At 52.1% G+C, this 15,889-nt stretch carries 12 protein-coding genes, 14 tRNA genes and 1 rRNA gene; 5 read left to right on the top strand and 22 right to left on the bottom strand.

Annotation, left to right across the window (positions count from 1 at the left end):
- Positions 1-68 precede the first annotated feature (68 nt).
- On the top strand, positions 69-821 hold the full coding sequence (locus NSU01_RS04605) for a 3'-5' exonuclease (protein ID WP_042133697.1): 753 nt from the start codon (positions 69-71) through the stop codon (positions 819-821).
- A 341-nt stretch (positions 822-1,162) separates the two neighbouring features.
- On the top strand, positions 1,163-1,927 hold the full coding sequence (locus NSU01_RS04600) for a MerR family transcriptional regulator (RefSeq protein WP_042133695.1): 765 nt from the start codon (positions 1,163-1,165) through the stop codon (positions 1,925-1,927).
- A gap of 73 nt (positions 1,928-2,000) precedes the next feature.
- Here NSU01_RS04600 and NSU01_RS04595 read toward each other — a convergent pair whose 3' ends face one another.
- From NSU01_RS04595 to rbsK, 6 genes are all read right to left on the bottom strand, one after another.
- A complete protein-coding gene (locus NSU01_RS04595; RefSeq protein ID WP_076247282.1) occupies positions 2,001-2,570 on the bottom strand; it encodes a PepSY domain-containing protein in 570 nt (189 codons plus the stop codon).
- Between the two features lie 192 nt (positions 2,571-2,762).
- Entirely contained in the window at positions 2,763-3,395 is a 633-nt protein-coding gene (locus tag NSU01_RS04590; protein WP_076247284.1) for a PepSY domain-containing protein, read from the bottom strand.
- Complete coding sequence (locus NSU01_RS04585; RefSeq protein ID WP_042133693.1) at positions 3,392-4,756, bottom strand: HAMP domain-containing sensor histidine kinase; 1,365 nt, start codon at positions 4,754-4,756, stop codon at positions 3,392-3,394. The genes NSU01_RS04590 and NSU01_RS04585 overlap by 4 nt, the downstream gene beginning before the upstream one ends.
- Positions 4,753-5,445, bottom strand: a complete 693-nt coding sequence (locus NSU01_RS04580; RefSeq protein ID WP_076247286.1) for a response regulator transcription factor — start codon at positions 5,443-5,445, stop codon at positions 4,753-4,755. Before NSU01_RS04580 ends, NSU01_RS04585 begins: the two co-directional genes overlap by 4 nt.
- A gap of 460 nt (positions 5,446-5,905) precedes the next feature.
- The gene (gene aroD, locus NSU01_RS04575; RefSeq protein WP_076247288.1) at positions 5,906-6,670 is read right to left on the bottom strand and encodes a type I 3-dehydroquinate dehydratase; all 765 of its coding nucleotides are present in this window, start codon (positions 6,668-6,670) and stop codon (positions 5,906-5,908) included.
- 324 nt (positions 6,671-6,994) lie between these two features.
- Entirely contained in the window at positions 6,995-7,936 is a 942-nt protein-coding gene (gene rbsK / locus NSU01_RS04570; RefSeq protein WP_042133687.1) for a ribokinase, read from the bottom strand.
- A 320-nt stretch (positions 7,937-8,256) separates the two neighbouring features.
- Here rbsK and glgP point away from each other — a divergent pair, with 320 nt between their 5' ends.
- The 3 genes from glgP (at position 8,257) to katA (ending at position 12,584) form a co-directional block, all read left to right on the top strand.
- A complete protein-coding gene (gene glgP, locus NSU01_RS04565) occupies positions 8,257-9,873 on the top strand; it encodes an alpha-glucan family phosphorylase (protein ID WP_076247290.1) in 1,617 nt (538 codons plus the stop codon).
- Positions 9,874-10,261: 388 nt separating this feature from the next.
- Positions 10,262-10,786 carry a discoidin domain-containing protein gene (locus NSU01_RS04560; protein WP_039310145.1) on the top strand — a complete coding sequence of 175 codons (525 nt, stop codon included), beginning with the start codon at positions 10,262-10,264 and terminating at the stop codon, positions 10,784-10,786.
- A gap of 346 nt (positions 10,787-11,132) precedes the next feature.
- Complete coding sequence (katA, locus tag NSU01_RS04555; RefSeq protein ID WP_042133684.1) at positions 11,133-12,584, top strand: catalase KatA; 1,452 nt, start codon at positions 11,133-11,135, stop codon at positions 12,582-12,584.
- A gap of 93 nt (positions 12,585-12,677) precedes the next feature.
- On the opposite strand, the gene NSU01_RS04550 is transcribed toward katA, so the two are convergent.
- The 16 genes from NSU01_RS04550 to rrf form a co-directional block, all read right to left on the bottom strand.
- Positions 12,678-13,628, bottom strand: a complete 951-nt coding sequence (locus NSU01_RS04550) for a WYL domain-containing protein (protein WP_042133682.1) — start codon at positions 13,626-13,628, stop codon at positions 12,678-12,680.
- Positions 13,629-13,846: 218 nt separating this feature from the next.
- Positions 13,847-13,917, bottom strand: a tRNA-Gly gene (locus tag NSU01_RS04545).
- A 12-nt stretch (positions 13,918-13,929) separates the two neighbouring features.
- Positions 13,930-14,003 (bottom strand) — tRNA-Pro (locus tag NSU01_RS04540).
- Between the two features lie 153 nt (positions 14,004-14,156).
- Positions 14,157-14,233, bottom strand: a tRNA-Arg gene (locus tag NSU01_RS04535).
- Between the two features lie 10 nt (positions 14,234-14,243).
- Positions 14,244-14,318, bottom strand: a tRNA-Gly gene (locus tag NSU01_RS04530).
- Positions 14,319-14,325: 7 nt separating this feature from the next.
- A tRNA-Leu gene (locus tag NSU01_RS04525) sits at positions 14,326-14,409 on the bottom strand.
- Between the two features lie 16 nt (positions 14,410-14,425).
- A tRNA-Lys gene (locus NSU01_RS04520) sits at positions 14,426-14,501 on the bottom strand.
- Positions 14,502-14,528: 27 nt separating this feature from the next.
- Positions 14,529-14,603, bottom strand: a tRNA-Gln gene (locus NSU01_RS04515).
- A gap of 205 nt (positions 14,604-14,808) precedes the next feature.
- Positions 14,809-14,886 (bottom strand) — tRNA-Asp (locus NSU01_RS04510).
- Positions 14,887-14,890: 4 nt separating this feature from the next.
- Positions 14,891-14,967 (bottom strand) — tRNA-Met (locus tag NSU01_RS04505).
- Positions 14,968-15,000: 33 nt separating this feature from the next.
- Positions 15,001-15,076: transfer RNA gene (locus NSU01_RS04500), tRNA-Val, on the bottom strand.
- Positions 15,077-15,192: 116 nt separating this feature from the next.
- Positions 15,193-15,267 (bottom strand) — tRNA-Glu (locus NSU01_RS04495).
- Between the two features lie 166 nt (positions 15,268-15,433).
- Positions 15,434-15,523, bottom strand: a tRNA-Ser gene (locus NSU01_RS04490).
- Positions 15,524-15,526: 3 nt separating this feature from the next.
- Positions 15,527-15,602: transfer RNA gene (locus NSU01_RS04485), tRNA-Asn, on the bottom strand.
- 3 nt (positions 15,603-15,605) lie between these two features.
- Positions 15,606-15,682: transfer RNA gene (locus tag NSU01_RS04480), tRNA-Ile, on the bottom strand.
- A 63-nt stretch (positions 15,683-15,745) separates the two neighbouring features.
- A 5S ribosomal RNA gene (gene rrf, locus NSU01_RS04475) occupies positions 15,746-15,862 on the bottom strand.
- Positions 15,863-15,889 lie beyond the last annotated feature (27 nt).

Raw genomic sequence — 15,889 nt, 5'->3', positions numbered from 1 at the left:
GTTAAAATAGAAATGTCGGCGCAATTACGGGCAATCCGGCGCCAGTCACTGAAACGGAGGCATTACCTGTGGATTATATTATTCTGGACATCGAATTCAACGGCCGCAAATTTGCCAGTGAGCACCCTATGGAGGTCATTGAGATCGGAGCTGTCCGTCTAGACGCTTCATTGCAATATAAGGGCGAGTTCTCTGCCTTAATCAAACCCATATACTTCTCCACCCTCAATTCCTTCATCAAGAAAAAAACCGGCATCCCCCAAGAGGATATCGATGTCGCCGACCGGTTCCCGAAGGTGATAGCCGCCTTCAGAGCCTGGCTTGACCAGAGCACGGACGGCGTGCTGCTGCTGACCTGGGGCGGCGAGGATATGAAACGGATCATCCAGGACGTGCGGATGCACAAAATCGATGACGCCTACTGGATGGAAGCAACCTACTTCGATCTGCTCAAAGGCGTACTCCGCGCCCGCGGCCTAAGCAATGACATCAGCGTTGAAGGCGCTATGGCCCTGTTTGGCCTTGAGCCTTCCGGCTCTGCACACCGCGCGCTGGATGATGCCAAGATGACGGCCGATATTTTCCGTGCGGTCTTCAGCGAGCTGGATTTCGGGCGCTCCCAGCACTATATCGACACCTTCTCCAACGCCAGAGAACGCAAGACCGTCAAGATCGCCATCAAAGCCATGACCTCCCAAAAGATCGTTCCCACCTGGGAGCTTGTAGCCGAGCATTACTTCCCTGCTGAAGATGCTCTGGCCGACCCCCGGAAGCTCGCGGAACTGCAGGCGTATTTCGCCGCCCAGGTCGGCAAGAAATAGACAATCCCCCCCACAAAGTGGGGCGTTAGCTTCGAGGATGACTCAGGTACTTTGCGGGGACCCCAAAACACTTAAATTCTTATCTTCCAAGGCTTACCCTGCACATGACAGCGGCAGCTTTCCCTTAGACATTCATCGGGGAGACTGCCGCTGTTTGCTGTTTGGTGTTTGCGAGGTTATCCGGTTATCCGGCCAGCCCTCGGGTTATCCTAAAATTAGGATTTGACATTGCCGTTACGTGAAGGTGTACAGTAATTTTTGTAAGCAGCAGCTTACACGGCGGGGACGCTAGAGCACGTCCAGCTGTATACGCCAAGACAGAGTTGGAGGCTGAAATGACAATGGAGTACACTGTTCAGAAGCTGGGAGCGCTCGCGGGGATCAGTACGCGGACACTGCGGTATTACGATGAATTCGGGATTCTGAAGCCGGCCAGAATCAATTCCTCGGGATACCGCATCTACGGCCAGGCCGAGGTAGACCGGCTGCAGCAGATTCTCTTTTACCGGGAGCTGGGCTTAAGCCTCGAAGGGATCAGGGACATTGTCACATCACCTTCCTTCGATGGGGCCCGCGCGCTGCGTGAGCACCATGACAAGCTGCTTCAGCGGAGACAGCAGCTGGACCGGCTGATCGCGAACGTCGAGCAGACACTTGCACACACCGAAGGGAGAATTACAATGAGCAATGATGAGAAATTCACAGGCTTTAAGCAGAAGCTGATTGACGATAACGAGCAGAAGTACGGGCAGGAAATCCGGGAGAAGTACGGCGAAGATGCCGTAGAGAAGTCGAACCGCAAGCTGAAGAACATGACCGAGGAGCAGTATGCTGCCATCCAGCAGCTTGAAGCGGACATGTTCGCTTCGCTGGAGCAGGCGATGGAGGAAGGAGATTCTGCAGGTGAACTTGCGCAGAAGGCAGCTGATCTGCACCGCCAGTGGCTTAGCTTCTACTGGGATACCTACACCAAGGAAGCTCACGCTGGGGTAGCGCAAATGTATGTCGATGATGAACGCTTTACCGCCTATTACGACAAACGCCGTCCCGGACTGGCCGGGTTCCTGCGGGATGCTGTACATGTGTATACGGGAGCGAAGCAGTAATGTGATGTTCCCCTTATAAAAAAGAGAGGTAGCCGGATTGCACGGCTGCCTCTTTTTTTTACTGCTGTATGGCTCAATCATCATCGTCGTCGGAGTCTACATCTGTGTACACAATCTTGGCTGTATACGCATCGACTCCCACTTCCGTCGAGACCCGTCCGTTTCTGATCTCCACCTCATACACGGCTCCGCCATTATCCCGGTCAAAATCAATTTCAGCTACCGTTCCTTTCACTGAGGCTGATGCTACTTCGGCCGCTTTGGCCGCTGTAATCAGCGTTCCGCTTGGTGCTGTAGCAGCAACTTCATAGTTATCATCGTCGTCATCGTCTGTTTCTTTGCGCACGCTTATCACTTTACCCGTGTACGCATCTACCCGGACATCCATCTCCTGCTTGGTCTGCCGGATCTCGACATCGTAATACGTACCGCTGAGTTTCTTATCCAGATCAATGCTCTCTACCTGTCCCGGTGCCGCCTTCAAGGCAATCTCTTCGGCTTTGCTTACACCGATCAGCGTTTTGCTCTGACTCTGCACCGATGCGGCGGCTGCCGCAGTACCGCCCTTAACCTCGCCGATACCGTAGGCACCTCCGAGAATCAATGCTGCTGCCGCTATACTGCTCCATACTTTTTTCTTCATCTTTGCCGCCTCCTAAGTTTAATCTGTGCTGCTCATGTAGTAACTATAACGGTCCAACATGAGAGGACAGCGGGAGGAACATTAGAATTTGATGAGAAAATTAACCTCACAAAGTGGAGTTATAACTTCGATGTTTACTCAGGTACTTTGCGAAGGCCCCAAAACATATAAATTCTTGACTTAGAAAAAGGCTCAGGAGTTATCTCCATCCGGTTCTTCCCACGTTACTGACATAATGCTGCCAGAGATGGCGTTAACCTGAACTACGGCCTCTCGTCCGTCTGAAGTTTTAATCTCCACCAGATAAAATGCGCCTGAGTCATTGATTCCGGTGTCCACATCATCCGGTTCCCCCGCTACTTCCTGCAATGCGAGCCGGACCGCTTCGTCTTCTGAGACCACACGCTGCGCGGACGGGGACGGAGCTGGTGACGGTGCAGCAGTTGCTCCGCCCGCAGGGGCTTGAGAGGCTGCGGGTGTAGGCTGAACAGCTGGCTCTGCTGCGCGCTTCAGCAACACTATGGAGAGGATCTCACCCGTTGCTCCATCCAGCTTCAGCTCATATAATCCCTGCGCAGTCTCCAGCTCTGCGACATATTTCCCGGACTGCAGCTTCAGACTCTCTACCGTTCCGGCATATTCATTCAGAACAGCCTGTTCAGCCTGTTCCCTGGACAGCAGCTGTTCGGATTCATTACCGAATATCCACAGTGCAGCAAATACCAGCACGAGGAGCACAGCCAAAATAATGACCGCCTTATACAGAAGGCTCTGGGTCGATCGTTTATTATTCACTTGTTTCGTATTCTCACGTTGCTTGTTCATTGTCCTCCCCTGCTCTCAGCGGCAATCCGGATCATCACCGAGGTTCCCAGACCTATTGCACTATTCATGGACAGCTTGGCACCAATCGCACCTGCGATCTCTGCCGCAAGCGACAGCCCCAGGCCTGCACCCCCGCCCTCGCGGCTTCTTGCCTCATCCACTCTGTAGAAACGGTCGAATATCTTAGGCAGCTCCTCCGGAGGAATCCCGATCCCCCGGTCCGTAATGACTATAACCCGCTCCTGCCCGGAAGCTTCAAGGCTGACAGTTATCGCCTCATCACTGTATTTGCGGGCATTGTCCAGGAAGATGAACAGCAGCTGCCTCAGCTTCGCTTCATCACTGTAGCCTTCAACCGGGCCCTTGGACTGGACGGTCACTTCTCTCCCATATGCATTATGGAATACCCTGGCCGAAGCTCGGGCCAGCTCTTCCAAATCGATCATCTTCATCTCAAGATCCCAATGCTCATGATGCTTCGCCAGCAGCAGCAGCTGCTCAGTCAGCCCCTTCATCCGTACAGCTTCAGAATGAATGGCTTCAACCGATTCATTGAACAACTCGGGATGTTCCAGCCCTCTGCGCTTCAGCAGACTGGCATAACTCTCAATTACCGTCAGCGGTGTGCGCAGTTCATGTGAAGCATCCGAGACGAATTTCTCCTGCTTCACATGATTGCTCTCCAGGAGGGCAATCATCTCGTTGAACGTACGCCCCATCTCCACCAGCTCATCCCCGGAGGTCTCCTTCAGCGCAAGCCTGCGGAATTTCCCGCTGTTTTTGATCTCCCGCATGGTAACTGTCATTTGCACAATGGGGCGCATAATCAGTCCCGACAGCAACCGGCTGGAGAGCAGCAGCGGCAGCAGCGCAACAAGCGTGGCTCCGGCAAGCACAATCCGCAGCACCCGCAGTGTACTCATGGTGCTCTCCAGACTTTTGGTCATCTGGACATTCATGACGTTCCCGTCCGTCCAGATGACCGGAGTGCTCACGAATGCATAGGAGCGCCCGCCCGCCTGTATAATTCCAGTGTGCTTCTCAGGATGATAGACCGGCTTCAGCCGGCTGATCTCCTGTTCGGAGGCTGAAGTGACAGGCGCAGGACCGCTCCCGTCCGGCGCGAGCAGCCGGAGCATCCCTTCAATCGGCACATAGGCCCGGAGCAGCTCCGGTGCCGCTACCCCGCTTCCCGCCCTTCTCATATCAGCAGCGACCCTGGCTGTCTCGGCAGCAGCCTGTTCCAGCTGGCTATCTGTCGACAACCGGCTGAACATCAGGTAAATGAACAGGTTCATTATGACAAGCAGTACGGCAAACAGCACACTGGAGTACAGATAGATTTTGCTCCGCAGCTTCATAGGGAGTCCTTCAGCACATAACCGATGCCCCGCACCGTATGGATCAGTTCTTCCTGATTACCCTGCGTAAGCTTTTTGCGGACATAACGGATATAGACATCCACGACATTCGTATCCCCGTAATAATCGTATCCCCAGACGGCTGTCATAATCTGCTCCCTGTTCAGCACCTGGCGCTTATTCTTCAGCAGGAACACCAGCAGATCGAACTCCCGCGGAGTCAGCTCAATCCTTCTGCCCGCCCGCATTACCTCACGTGTAGCTTCGTTCAGCTCAAGATCATCCGCTCTCAGCCATGAGTCTGTTTCCGCTGTCTTACGTCCTGATGCCAGCCGCAGCGCAGCGCGGACACGCGCCAGCAGCTCCTCTATTTGAAAAGGCTTGGTAATATAGTCATTTGCCCCTAAATCCAGCCCTGATACCTTGTCCTCCACCGAGCTTTTAGCCGTAAGCAGCAGCACAGGAGTATCGGCATCATTCGCCCGGATACGCCGCAGCAGCTCTATTCCGCTGAATCCGGGCAGCATTACATCCAGCAGCAGCAGATCCGGCTGCTGCTCCTGATACAGCTCAAGTCCCTGATGGCCGCTGCCGGCAATGGATACACGGTATCCCTCACACTCCAGCTCAATCTGCAGCAGACGGGCTATTCTCACCTCATCCTCAACAACCAGGATAGATTCTGTCATTGGCGTTCCGCCTTTCTGCCTGCATGCACGTGTATGCATGCTTATTCTTAATCCGGCTGCCTCCATTGTAGGGCATAGGCAGGCGCAGATTCAAACTCTACATCTGGCCACCGTCCCCTCGCTCCTCGTAATTCTCCAGTTTATTCTTAATAGTGTGAACTATATATCCCCTTAACAAAGGCCCCCTCCCCCTCTTCCTCCACATGCCCGCCTACCGCTCAACCAAAGGGATTTATCCCTTTCATTTCCTCATTCTGTCCGCCTTTCGCTCAATCAGAGGAAATTATCCCTCTCATTTCCCCATTCTGCCTGCCTACCGCCAAATCCAATATCCCTCTCGTTCCCGCTTATTGCCCACTCTCTGCGGATTAAACAAAAAAGAGTGCTCCAGGCCGCTTAAGCGGCTCGGAAACACCCCATTCTCTTCTACTGCGTATGCACACGCAACAGCAGCAAGAAGTTATAAGCTGCGGTGCAGCAGCTCCAGCACACTGCGCAGCTCGGCAACCGCTACCTGTCCCGGAGCCGAAGGCTTATGCGCTGCCCCGAAGGTCAGCGCTGAGCCGAAGATTTCACCGGCAAGCCGGCTGATTACGCCCTCTCCGGCCATCGACATTGTAATGATCGGACGGTCCGCATACTGCTCCTGCATCATGTTTGTCGCCGCCAGAAGGGTCAGCACATCCCCCGCACTCTGCGGCATCACAGCAATCTTCGGCAGATCTCCGCCAAGCTCCTGTGCTCTGCGCAGCCGGGAGACGATTTCATCCTGTGACGGCGTGCCCTGGAAATCATGATTCGATATAATCACGAATACCGCATTGTCATGCGCTGTGGCAATCAGCCCGCGGACCTCCTGTTCCCCGTTAAACAACTCCACATCCACAATATCAACATATCCGCTCTCTACAGCGGCTTTGTTGAGCCGGAAGTAATATTCTGTGGAGATTTCCTTCTCCCCGCCCTCTTTGGCGCTGCGGAACGTGAAGATCAGCGGGATCTCCGGCAGAATCTGCTGGATTTCCCCCAATACCTCCGTTACCGCTGCGATATCCTCCACTTGGCTGAAGAAATCGCTCCGCCACTCCACCACATCCGGAGCCAGAGCCTTAAGGGCCTCCGCCTCTTCCCGAAGCTCGGATAACGTTGTTCCGACCAGCGGAACACAGATTTTGGGCATCCCCTCCCCAAGGGTTACATTCTTAACGGTTACTGTACCGCTCATCGTTTCAGCTCCTTATGTATCAGGCTAAGCCTGTGAATTAACCGCCCGGCTCGCTTGTCCGCAGCATTCTGTATCTGGTCAAACAATCCTGCACAGAATACAACAATCCCCGCAATATATTAACCAGAATCCGAAATTGTTGTATAAAAGGCAATATTCTCCCCTTACCATGCAGAATAAAGAAACAATTCATGTATTTCATACAACAATCCGTCCGGACAACGCGGTATTTATGGATTCAAGTTGTAATACCTGCAACATTTTGCCTATACAGAGTGAACTTACGAATCTCAAAGGACCGTTTACACGATCCTTACGCTAAATTTACTGTGCGCCCGGCTCGGCATCAGCAGCTTCCTGCAGGAACTGCTTCACCTCTTGCAATCTTGGCAGCGAAGGAATCGCTCCCGCTTTGCCAACCGCCAGTGCACCGACCGCATTCGCGAATCTGACCGCTTCATCCAGCGTTTTCCCGCGGGTAAGCTGCCAGGCCAGCGCCCCGTTGAAGGAGTCGCCCGCTGCCACTGTATCTACAGCTTGTACCGGGAACCCGGGAACATGCAGGCTGCCGGCTGCATTCACAATCAGCGCCCCTTTGGAGCCCAGTGTGACAATAATGTGCTGAACCCCTTTTTGCAGCAAAATCCGTGCCGCACGCTCCGCATCATCCACACTCTCTACGGAAATACCGGCCAGAATGCCCGCCTCTGTTTCATTCGGAGTCAGGTAAGTCACATGATGAAGCAATTCATCTCCGAGCGGCTGAGCCGGTGCCGGGTTGAGGATCACCGGAATTCCATGGCGGGAAGCAACGGCAGCCGCAGCCTCTACCATAGTCAGATCCGTCTCCAGCTGCATGACGACAATTCCGGCTTGGCGGATAACCGGTTCAAGTGCTTCAATATCGGCCGGCTTCATCTCAACATTCGCACCGGGGACCACAATAATCCGGTTCTCGCCTTCTCCGTCCACCACAATGGAGGCGACTCCTGTCGCCTGTGACTCACTCTGCGTGATATATCCGGTGTGAACCTGCTCCTGTGTCATAACCTCCAGCAGTCCGCTGCCAAAAGAGTCCCGGCCCACTCTGCCGATCATGGTTACCTCCGCGCCAAGTCTGGCTGCAGCAACGGCCTGATTGGCACCTTTTCCGCCCGGGGACAATGCAAATTCCTGACCAAACAGCGTCTCGCCCGCTTCCGGAGCCCGTTTCGTGCGTACTACCATATCCATATTCAGACTTCCAATTACGACTATACTCAACATGAACACCACCACTTGGTTTATTTCCATTGTTTCTTCGCCATTAAGGCTACCTTCTCCATGGAAGGGACGGCACCGGCGTTACTGGTTGTTATCCTCTTATCTTATGGCCTTCAGCCGGGTTAATCAAATTTTTATGAATAGAAGCTTTGGCAGCTTTTTTTCATCAAAACTTCGCTGTGCTTTTTAAAGACAAATATGCTAGAATAGGTGTGCAATCGCTTCCAGAGCCTAACACATTCTTTTGAGCAAACGTTTGCATCTTAGATAAAGCCTGCAGTTTTGCCAATAATAATCTAAATCATATTTAGGAGGCTTATCAAGTGAACGAGAACCAACTGCCGTCAGTAGCTTATTTCAGCATGGAGTACGGGCTCCATTCAGACTTCAAAATGTACGCCGGAGGCCTGGGCATTCTGGCCGGAGATTACATCAAAGGTGCCAAGGATATAGGCGCTCCCGTCATCCCCATCGGACTCAAATGGAAACAAGGCTACACGGACCAGAAAATTGATGCAAACGGCAATCCGTACGACTCCTACCATAATTATGTGTATGAGTTCCTTGAAGATACAGGCGTCAAGGTTACGGTAAAAGTCAGAAAAACCGATGTCGTCTGCAAAGTGTGGAAAACAGAGCATTTCGGCAACAGCCCGCTTTATCTGCTGGACACCGATATTCCCGAGAACAGTGATGCCTGGATTACAGGCCAGCTGTACGGCTGGTTCGGGGAAGAACGCATTGCCCAGGAGATTGTCCTGGGGATCGGCGGCGTCAAGGCCATGCGTGCCCTGGGCATTCCGATTGATGTCTACCACTTCAACGAGGGGCATGCCGCGCTTGCAGCAATTGAGCTGATCCGTGAGAAGATGTCCGGCGGCAGTACTTTTGAGGAAGCCTGGAAAGCTACACGGGAAGAGGTTGTGTTCACTACACATACACCGATCAAGGAAGGTAATGAGACCCATCCGCTCGACCGTCTGGAGTACATGGGTGCTTTTAACGGCTTAACCCGTGCTCAGATGGAGCGGATCGGCGGAGAGCCGTTCAACATGACTGTGGCAGGCCTGCGCCTGTCCCGTATCTCGAACGCCGTTGCCCAGCTCCATGCCGATACCGCCAATAAAATGTGGAAAGAGGTCGCCGGCCGGTCCGAGATCATCGGCATTACTAATGCAATTCATACGCCTACCTGGGTGGATGAACGGATGACGCGTGCTTTTGAAGAAGGCGGCGACCTCTGGGCTGTGCATAAGGAGATCAAGCAGGAGCTGATCGGCTTCATCGAGGAACGCTCCGGGATTGCCCTGAATGCCGACAACCTGCTGATCGGCTTCTCCCGCCGCGCCGCTCCCTACAAACGCAGCGACCTGATCTTCTCCCAGCCCGAGGTGATTGAGCCTTACCTGGAGAGCGGCAAAGTTCAGATTGTCTTCTCCGGCAAAGCGCATCCGCTGGATGATAACGGCAAGAGAATCGTCAGCAACCTCGTAGCCATGATGAAAAAATACCCGAAAAGCGTAGTTTTCCTGGAAAACTACGATATGACCATTGGTGCCCAGCTCACCCGCGGCTCCGATATCTGGCTGAACAATCCGCGCAGACCGCTGGAAGCCAGCGGAACCTCCGGTATGAAGGCCGCCATGAACGGCGTCCTCAACTGCTCCATCCTTGACGGCTGGTGGCCGGAAGCCTGTATAGACGGCGAGAACGGCTGGCAGATCGGGGACGGCTTTGAGACTACGGACTTCGCGGTGCTTGATCAGCACGACAGCGATGCCCTGTATGATACACTCCTGAACCGTGTTCTGCCGACCTTCTATGAGAACAAGGACAAGTGGGTGCAGATGATGCACCGCAGCATTGAGACCACCCGCACCGAGTTCGCCACCAAACGCATGCTGGATGAATACTATAACCGGATGTACATCAAAGGCTGATTCGCGTCCGCAGTTCTACAGCTTCCTCCTATACGCCTTTCTTCGTTCCCTCCTGCCCGCTTCAGCGGGCGGGAATTTTTAGGTTCCACGAGTTTTCAGTCAATATTCTTTATCTTTAATAACGTTAATCATCTTCATTTAATCTGCTTTCCAGCAGAATTCCGGGTAAATATCCTACTCTTGGTGAAACCAGTTTCTCAAACTAATTTTTTTTGGCTGCTTGTCCAATTCCGACAATATTTTCAGTTCACTTGGGTTACAGTGATAGTGTGCTACAAACGTTTGCACAATAAGGTAAGCGATGAGCGGCTAGAAGTTCCCGGGAGTTTATTTAGGCCAAACACGCACAAGTTAAGCAGGTAAAACCACTACAAAGGGAGATGGGCAAATGCAATTGCAACGAATGGGCAGCTTCAAAAAAGTAGGTATCGGCTTGGGGACTCTGCTTATGGCTTCCGCGATCAGTTTAACCGGAGCCAGTGCTGCCGGCAATCTTGTTCCAGTGATGACCTCCAACACAAGTCCGGCGGGTACCGCCTCCGCCAGCAGCGAATGGGCATTCCATGAAGCCTACAAAGCTTTTGACCATGATTACAGCACCTATTACTCCACTTCCAGCGGCAGCTCAGGATATCTGCAATACAGCTTTGGTACTTCCAAAAAGGTCCGCAGCTATAGGCTCACCACCTCATCCCAGCCTCAGGCGAATGTGCCAAAAACCTGGACCCTTCAGGGCTCCAGTAACGGCAGCAGCTGGGTCGTTCTGAGCAGCCAGTCCGGCCTTTATTATCCGGGTTCCTCCTACTACTTCAACCTCTCTTCTACAGGTGACTATACCAGCTACAGGCTGGTCATTACCGCCAACAACGGCGCTTATTCCACTTCTGTAGGCGAGCTGGAACTGTACGAATAATTAACGCTCACATCCGCTTATCAGATACAGGCCGCATTCCTGACTGATAGCGGCAATAGAGACCCTCTTACGCCTAACGTAGAGGGTTTTTGACGTTGTCACCCTACTGCTTCAGCTCATACCTCCCATTCCCATTCCCATTCCCTCTCACTCGCCCTTGCCCTTACCATCCAATAATGCGAGATATATTCTAGTCCAGAGGCGTCAGCCCTATCATGATTTTACCATCTTCCGCATATTGTTAATTATAATGATTATAAAAAAGGATTGATTTTATTTAATTTTTTGTTATTATAAAACTTATACTTAATCTAAAATCAAATCCTAATACGAGGTGACTGTATTCATGAGTGAGAGCAATAACAAACTAACGACAAGCTGGGGTGCCCCGGTAGGTGACAACCAGAATTCTATGACAGCCGGTTCCCGCGGACCCACTTTGCTGCAGGATGTTCATCTGCTGGAGAAATTAGCCCATTTTAACCGGGAACGTGTTCCTGAGCGTGTCGTCCATGCCAAAGGTGCCGGTGCTCATGGCTATTTTGAAGTCACCAAAGATCTCTCCCAATATACAAAAGCTGCCTTCTTATCTGAAGTCGGTAAGCGCACACCGATGTTCATCCGCTTCTCTACCGTAGCCGGGGAGCTGGGTTCTGCTGATACCGTGCGCGATCCGCGCGGCTTTGCCGTGAAATTCTATACCGAAGAAGGCAACTACGACCTCGTCGGCAACAATACACCTGTCTTTTTCATCCGTGATGCGATCAAATTCCCGGACTTTATCCATACCCAGAAACGCCACCCGCAGACACATCTGAAGAACCCGAACGCTGTATGGGATTTCTGGTCGCTCTCCCCTGAATCCCTGCACCAGGTTACGATTCTGATGTCTGACCGCGGCATACCGGCCACCCTCCGTCATATGCACGGCTTCGGCAGCCATACGTTCAAGTGGGTGAATGCAGAAGGCGCCGCAGTATGGGTGAAATACCATTTCAAAACAGAGCAGGGCGTCAAGAATCTCGATGTTAATCTGGCTGCGCAGATTGCCGGTGACAACCCGGATTACCATACTGAGGACTTATTCAATGCGATCGACAAAGGGGATTTCCCCGCCTGGAGACTGCATGTGCAGATCATGCCTGTAGAGGATGCTGACACCTACCGTTTCGACCCGTTTGATGTCACCAAGGTATGGTCCCAGAAGGATTACCCGCTGATTGAGGTGGGCCGCATGGTGCTGGACCGCAATCCGGAGAACTACTTCGCCGAAGTGGAGCAGGCTACCTTCTCCCCGGGATCATTTGTGCCAGGGATAGAAGCCTCTCCTGATAAAATGCTCCAGGGCCGCCTCTTCGCCTACGGAGACGCCCACCGTTACCGGGTAGGAGCGAATCACAACCACCTGCCGGTTAACCGGCCCATCGCCGAGGTGAACAATAATCAGCGGGATGGCGCGCTGAATCATACCAATAACGGCGGAGGCTCCGTGTATTACGAGCCTAACAGCTTCGGCGGGGCAACCGAGTCGCCGCAGGATAGACCGGCCGCTTTTGCAGTCTCCGGTCAAGCAGACAGTCTCCCTTATGATCACAACGATCATTACACCCAGCCGGGTGATCTCTATCGTCTGCTGAATGAAGAGGAGCGTGCCCGGCTCGTACGCAATATTGTAGGCGCGATGACTCCAGTCGAGTCGGATGAGATCAAGCTTCGCCAGATTGGCCATTTCTACAAAGCCGATCCGGAATTTGGACGGCGTATCGCGGACGGACTGGGACTGGTGGTACCGGAGTAACTCCACTTGCACCCTTCAGCGCCAAGAAACCCCTGACTTCATCAGTCAGGGGTTTCTTGGGATTATCGTATTTGCATTTTCTATGTATATTGCCTAATGATACACATTCATCCACTGCTCCAGCTGCTGCTTCAGTCCCTGTCTCGCGGATACCGGCTCAAGAATCTCGGCGTTAGGGCCATATTGCAGAATCCACTTAATAAATTCCTTGTCGTTATTGACGGTGACTTCAAACAGCAGACTTCCGTCTTCCTCATCGGTCATTCGCGGGTGCACGAACAATTCCTCTTCTTTGATGTAACGCGCTACCTCCGGATGAAACCGCACTTTGAAGGTGGTATTCTTGTTGCCCCGGTCGATCGACCAGGTATTTTTCAGATACTGTTTAATATTGAAATCCCCTTTGTCGAAGGGGGTATCCGTCACCTCTACCTGCTGAAAACGGCTGATGCGAAATGTCCGGATCGCCCTCTTCAGGTGGCAATAGCCAATCAGATAGAATCTCTGGTCACGCGGAATCAAATAATAAGGATCAATCTCCCGCTGCGTTGTCTCATTACGCAATTGCGAGTGATATACCGTACGAATCCGCCTTTGCTCCATAATCGCCCCGATCAGCGGCTGCAGGAAATTCCGGCTCTCCTTGCGGTAAGCAGGCTTGCCCATTTGGATAATATCTGAAATATTCTCAAGCATTCCATTCTGTTTGGATTTCTCCTTCAGATGTGTGCCCATGACTTTGTCAAAGGCAGACAGAAAACCTGGGGGGATTTTGCCGGGTGCCAGCACGGAGGGCAGCAGAGAGAAGGCCATTGCCTCCTGCTCGGAGAAATCCAGCGGGTATAAGAAGAATTTCCCCATAAACTTATAACCCGTTCCTCTCCCCTCATTCATCACCGGTGCAAAATGACTGATTACATCCAAGTCCCTGTAAATCGTTCTAATATTCACCTCGCACCGGAATGCCAGATCCGCAGCCGTAATCCCGGGATTCGACTGGATGGCGTTAATGATCTTGAAGATCCGTATTACTTTGTCTGTCATAATAAATGCTCCTCAACTTCCAAGTAAATAGTGCCTGTTCTTCCATAGTTCTAATATAACAGGTCTATATAAACATGGCTGTCTGCATAATATAGCATTACCAGCGCATAGAGCGGCCACCAGCATATACTATGTATTTTTAGTAAGCAATACTTCCGCCCCATGCTAAAAAAACAAAAAAACCCTTGAATATCAAGGGTTGCTGTAACTATTATTTAAGCGGGTGATGGGAATCGAACCCACGCTATCAGCTTGGAAGGCTGAAGTTCTACCATTGAACTACACCCGCAAAGGTGAAATATCGGGATGACACGATTTGAACATGCGACCCCCTGGTCCCAAACCAGGTGCTCTACCAAGCTGAGCTACATCCCGTTAATATAAAAGCTATACTGCAAAGTAATAATGGCGCGCCCTGAGAGATACGGATGCTTCGCATCCGATTGCGAAGTTGTGCTATTGAAGCTGATGCTCCAACGAACTCGTTCGAATCCTGAGGACACTTTGATGATTCAATGAAGTTATAAATGGCGCGCCCTGAGAGATTCGAACTCCCGGCCTTTTGATTCGTAGTCAAACGCTCTATCCAGCTGAGCTAAGGGCGCAAAATCTATATGGAGCGGACGACGGGAATCGAACCCGCGACCCTCGCCTTGGCAAGGCGATGCTCTACCGCTGAGCCACGTCCGCAAAAACATGGTGCGCGTGAAGGGACTTGAACCCCCACGTCGTGAAACGCCAGATCCTAAGTCTGGTGCGTCTGCCATTCCGCCACACGCGCACACTTTATAAGAAAATGGTGAGCCATGAAGGACTCGAACCTTCGACACCCTGATTAAAAGTCAGGTGCTCTACCAACTGAGCTAATGGCTCTCATAAGAGAAGCAATCATAAATGAAATGGCTGGGGATATAGGAATCGAACCTATGAATGACGGAGTCAAAGTCCGTTGCCTTACCGCTTGGCTAATCCCCAATATTAATAATTAGCAAACACTACGGAATCGGGTGGATACTCTATACTTCGAGATATAGGATGCTCAATCCCTGATACCTTCATACAATAAAAATGGCGGAACAAGGCGGGATACTCTTCACTCCGTTACGAGATTGCGAAGTATTCCTTACGATGCCTATGCTTGGGCGGACCCTGGGAATTCTCATCCCTGAAGCAATAAAGATGGCGGAACCGACGGGATTCGAACCCGCGATCTCCTGCGTGACAGGCAGGCATGTTAGGCCAACTACACCACGGTTCCAAATTGGTTGCGGGGGCAGGATTTGAACCTGCGGCCTTCGGGTTATGAGCCCGACGAGCTACCGGGCTGCTCCACCCCGCGTCAATGTTAAAGATCTATTCTGTTAAAGATAGATGGTGGAGGCTGAGGGGTTCGAACCCCCGACCCTCTGCTTGTAAGGCAGATGCTCTCCCAGCTGAGCTAAGCCTCCATATATGACTCGTATGGGATACTCTCCACTCCGTTACGAGATTGCGAAGTATTCCTCACGAAGCCTATGCTTCAACGAACCCAGGGAATTCTCATCCCATAAATCCAAGAAGAAATTGGTGACTCGTATGGGATTCGAACCCATGTTACCTCCGTGAAAGGGAGGTGTCTTAACCCCTTGACCAACGAGCCATGCTGTTAAATAATTCTACTTCTCATCCCTATACAGGGAAGGTAAAGCTACGGAGAGAGAGGGATACTCTTCACTTCGTTACGAGATTGCGAAGCTGTGCTAACGAAGCCAATGCTCCAACGAACCACTGAGGGTTCTCATCCCTTTACAGAGAAGGTAATGCTACGGAGAGAGAGGGATTCGAACCCTCGAGACGCTTGTGGCGCCTACACGATTTCCAATCGTGCTCCTTCGGCCAAACTCGGACACCTCTCCAGATGGCTCCCCGAACAGGACTCGAACCTGTGACAACTCGATTAACAGTCGAGTGCTCTACCAACTGAGCTATCAGGGAATATGGTGGGCCTTAGTGGACTCGAACCACTGACCTCACCCTTATCAGAGGTGCGCTCTAACCAGCTGAGCTAAAGGCCCGTTCTCATACCACTATGCAACTAATAAGGGCAAAAAAAATACCACAGTGTGTGTGGATTGTCCGCTTGGCGGCGTCCTACTCTCCCAGGACCCTTCGGTCCAAGTACCATCGGCGCTGGAGGGCTTAACGGTCGTGTTCGGGATGGGTACGCGTGGAACCCCTCCGCTATCGCCACCAAACGGGCATTTACAGCGTAAATGCTTCAG

Origin of the sequence: Paenibacillus sp. FSL H8-0259 (genome assembly GCF_037963255.1) — a bacterium.
GTDB classification, from domain to species: domain Bacteria; phylum Bacillota; class Bacilli; order Paenibacillales; family Paenibacillaceae; genus Paenibacillus_AQ; species Paenibacillus_AQ phytohabitans.
Note: the sequence above shows the minus strand (reverse complement) of the source record. Positions and strands in the feature narration are given on the sequence as shown.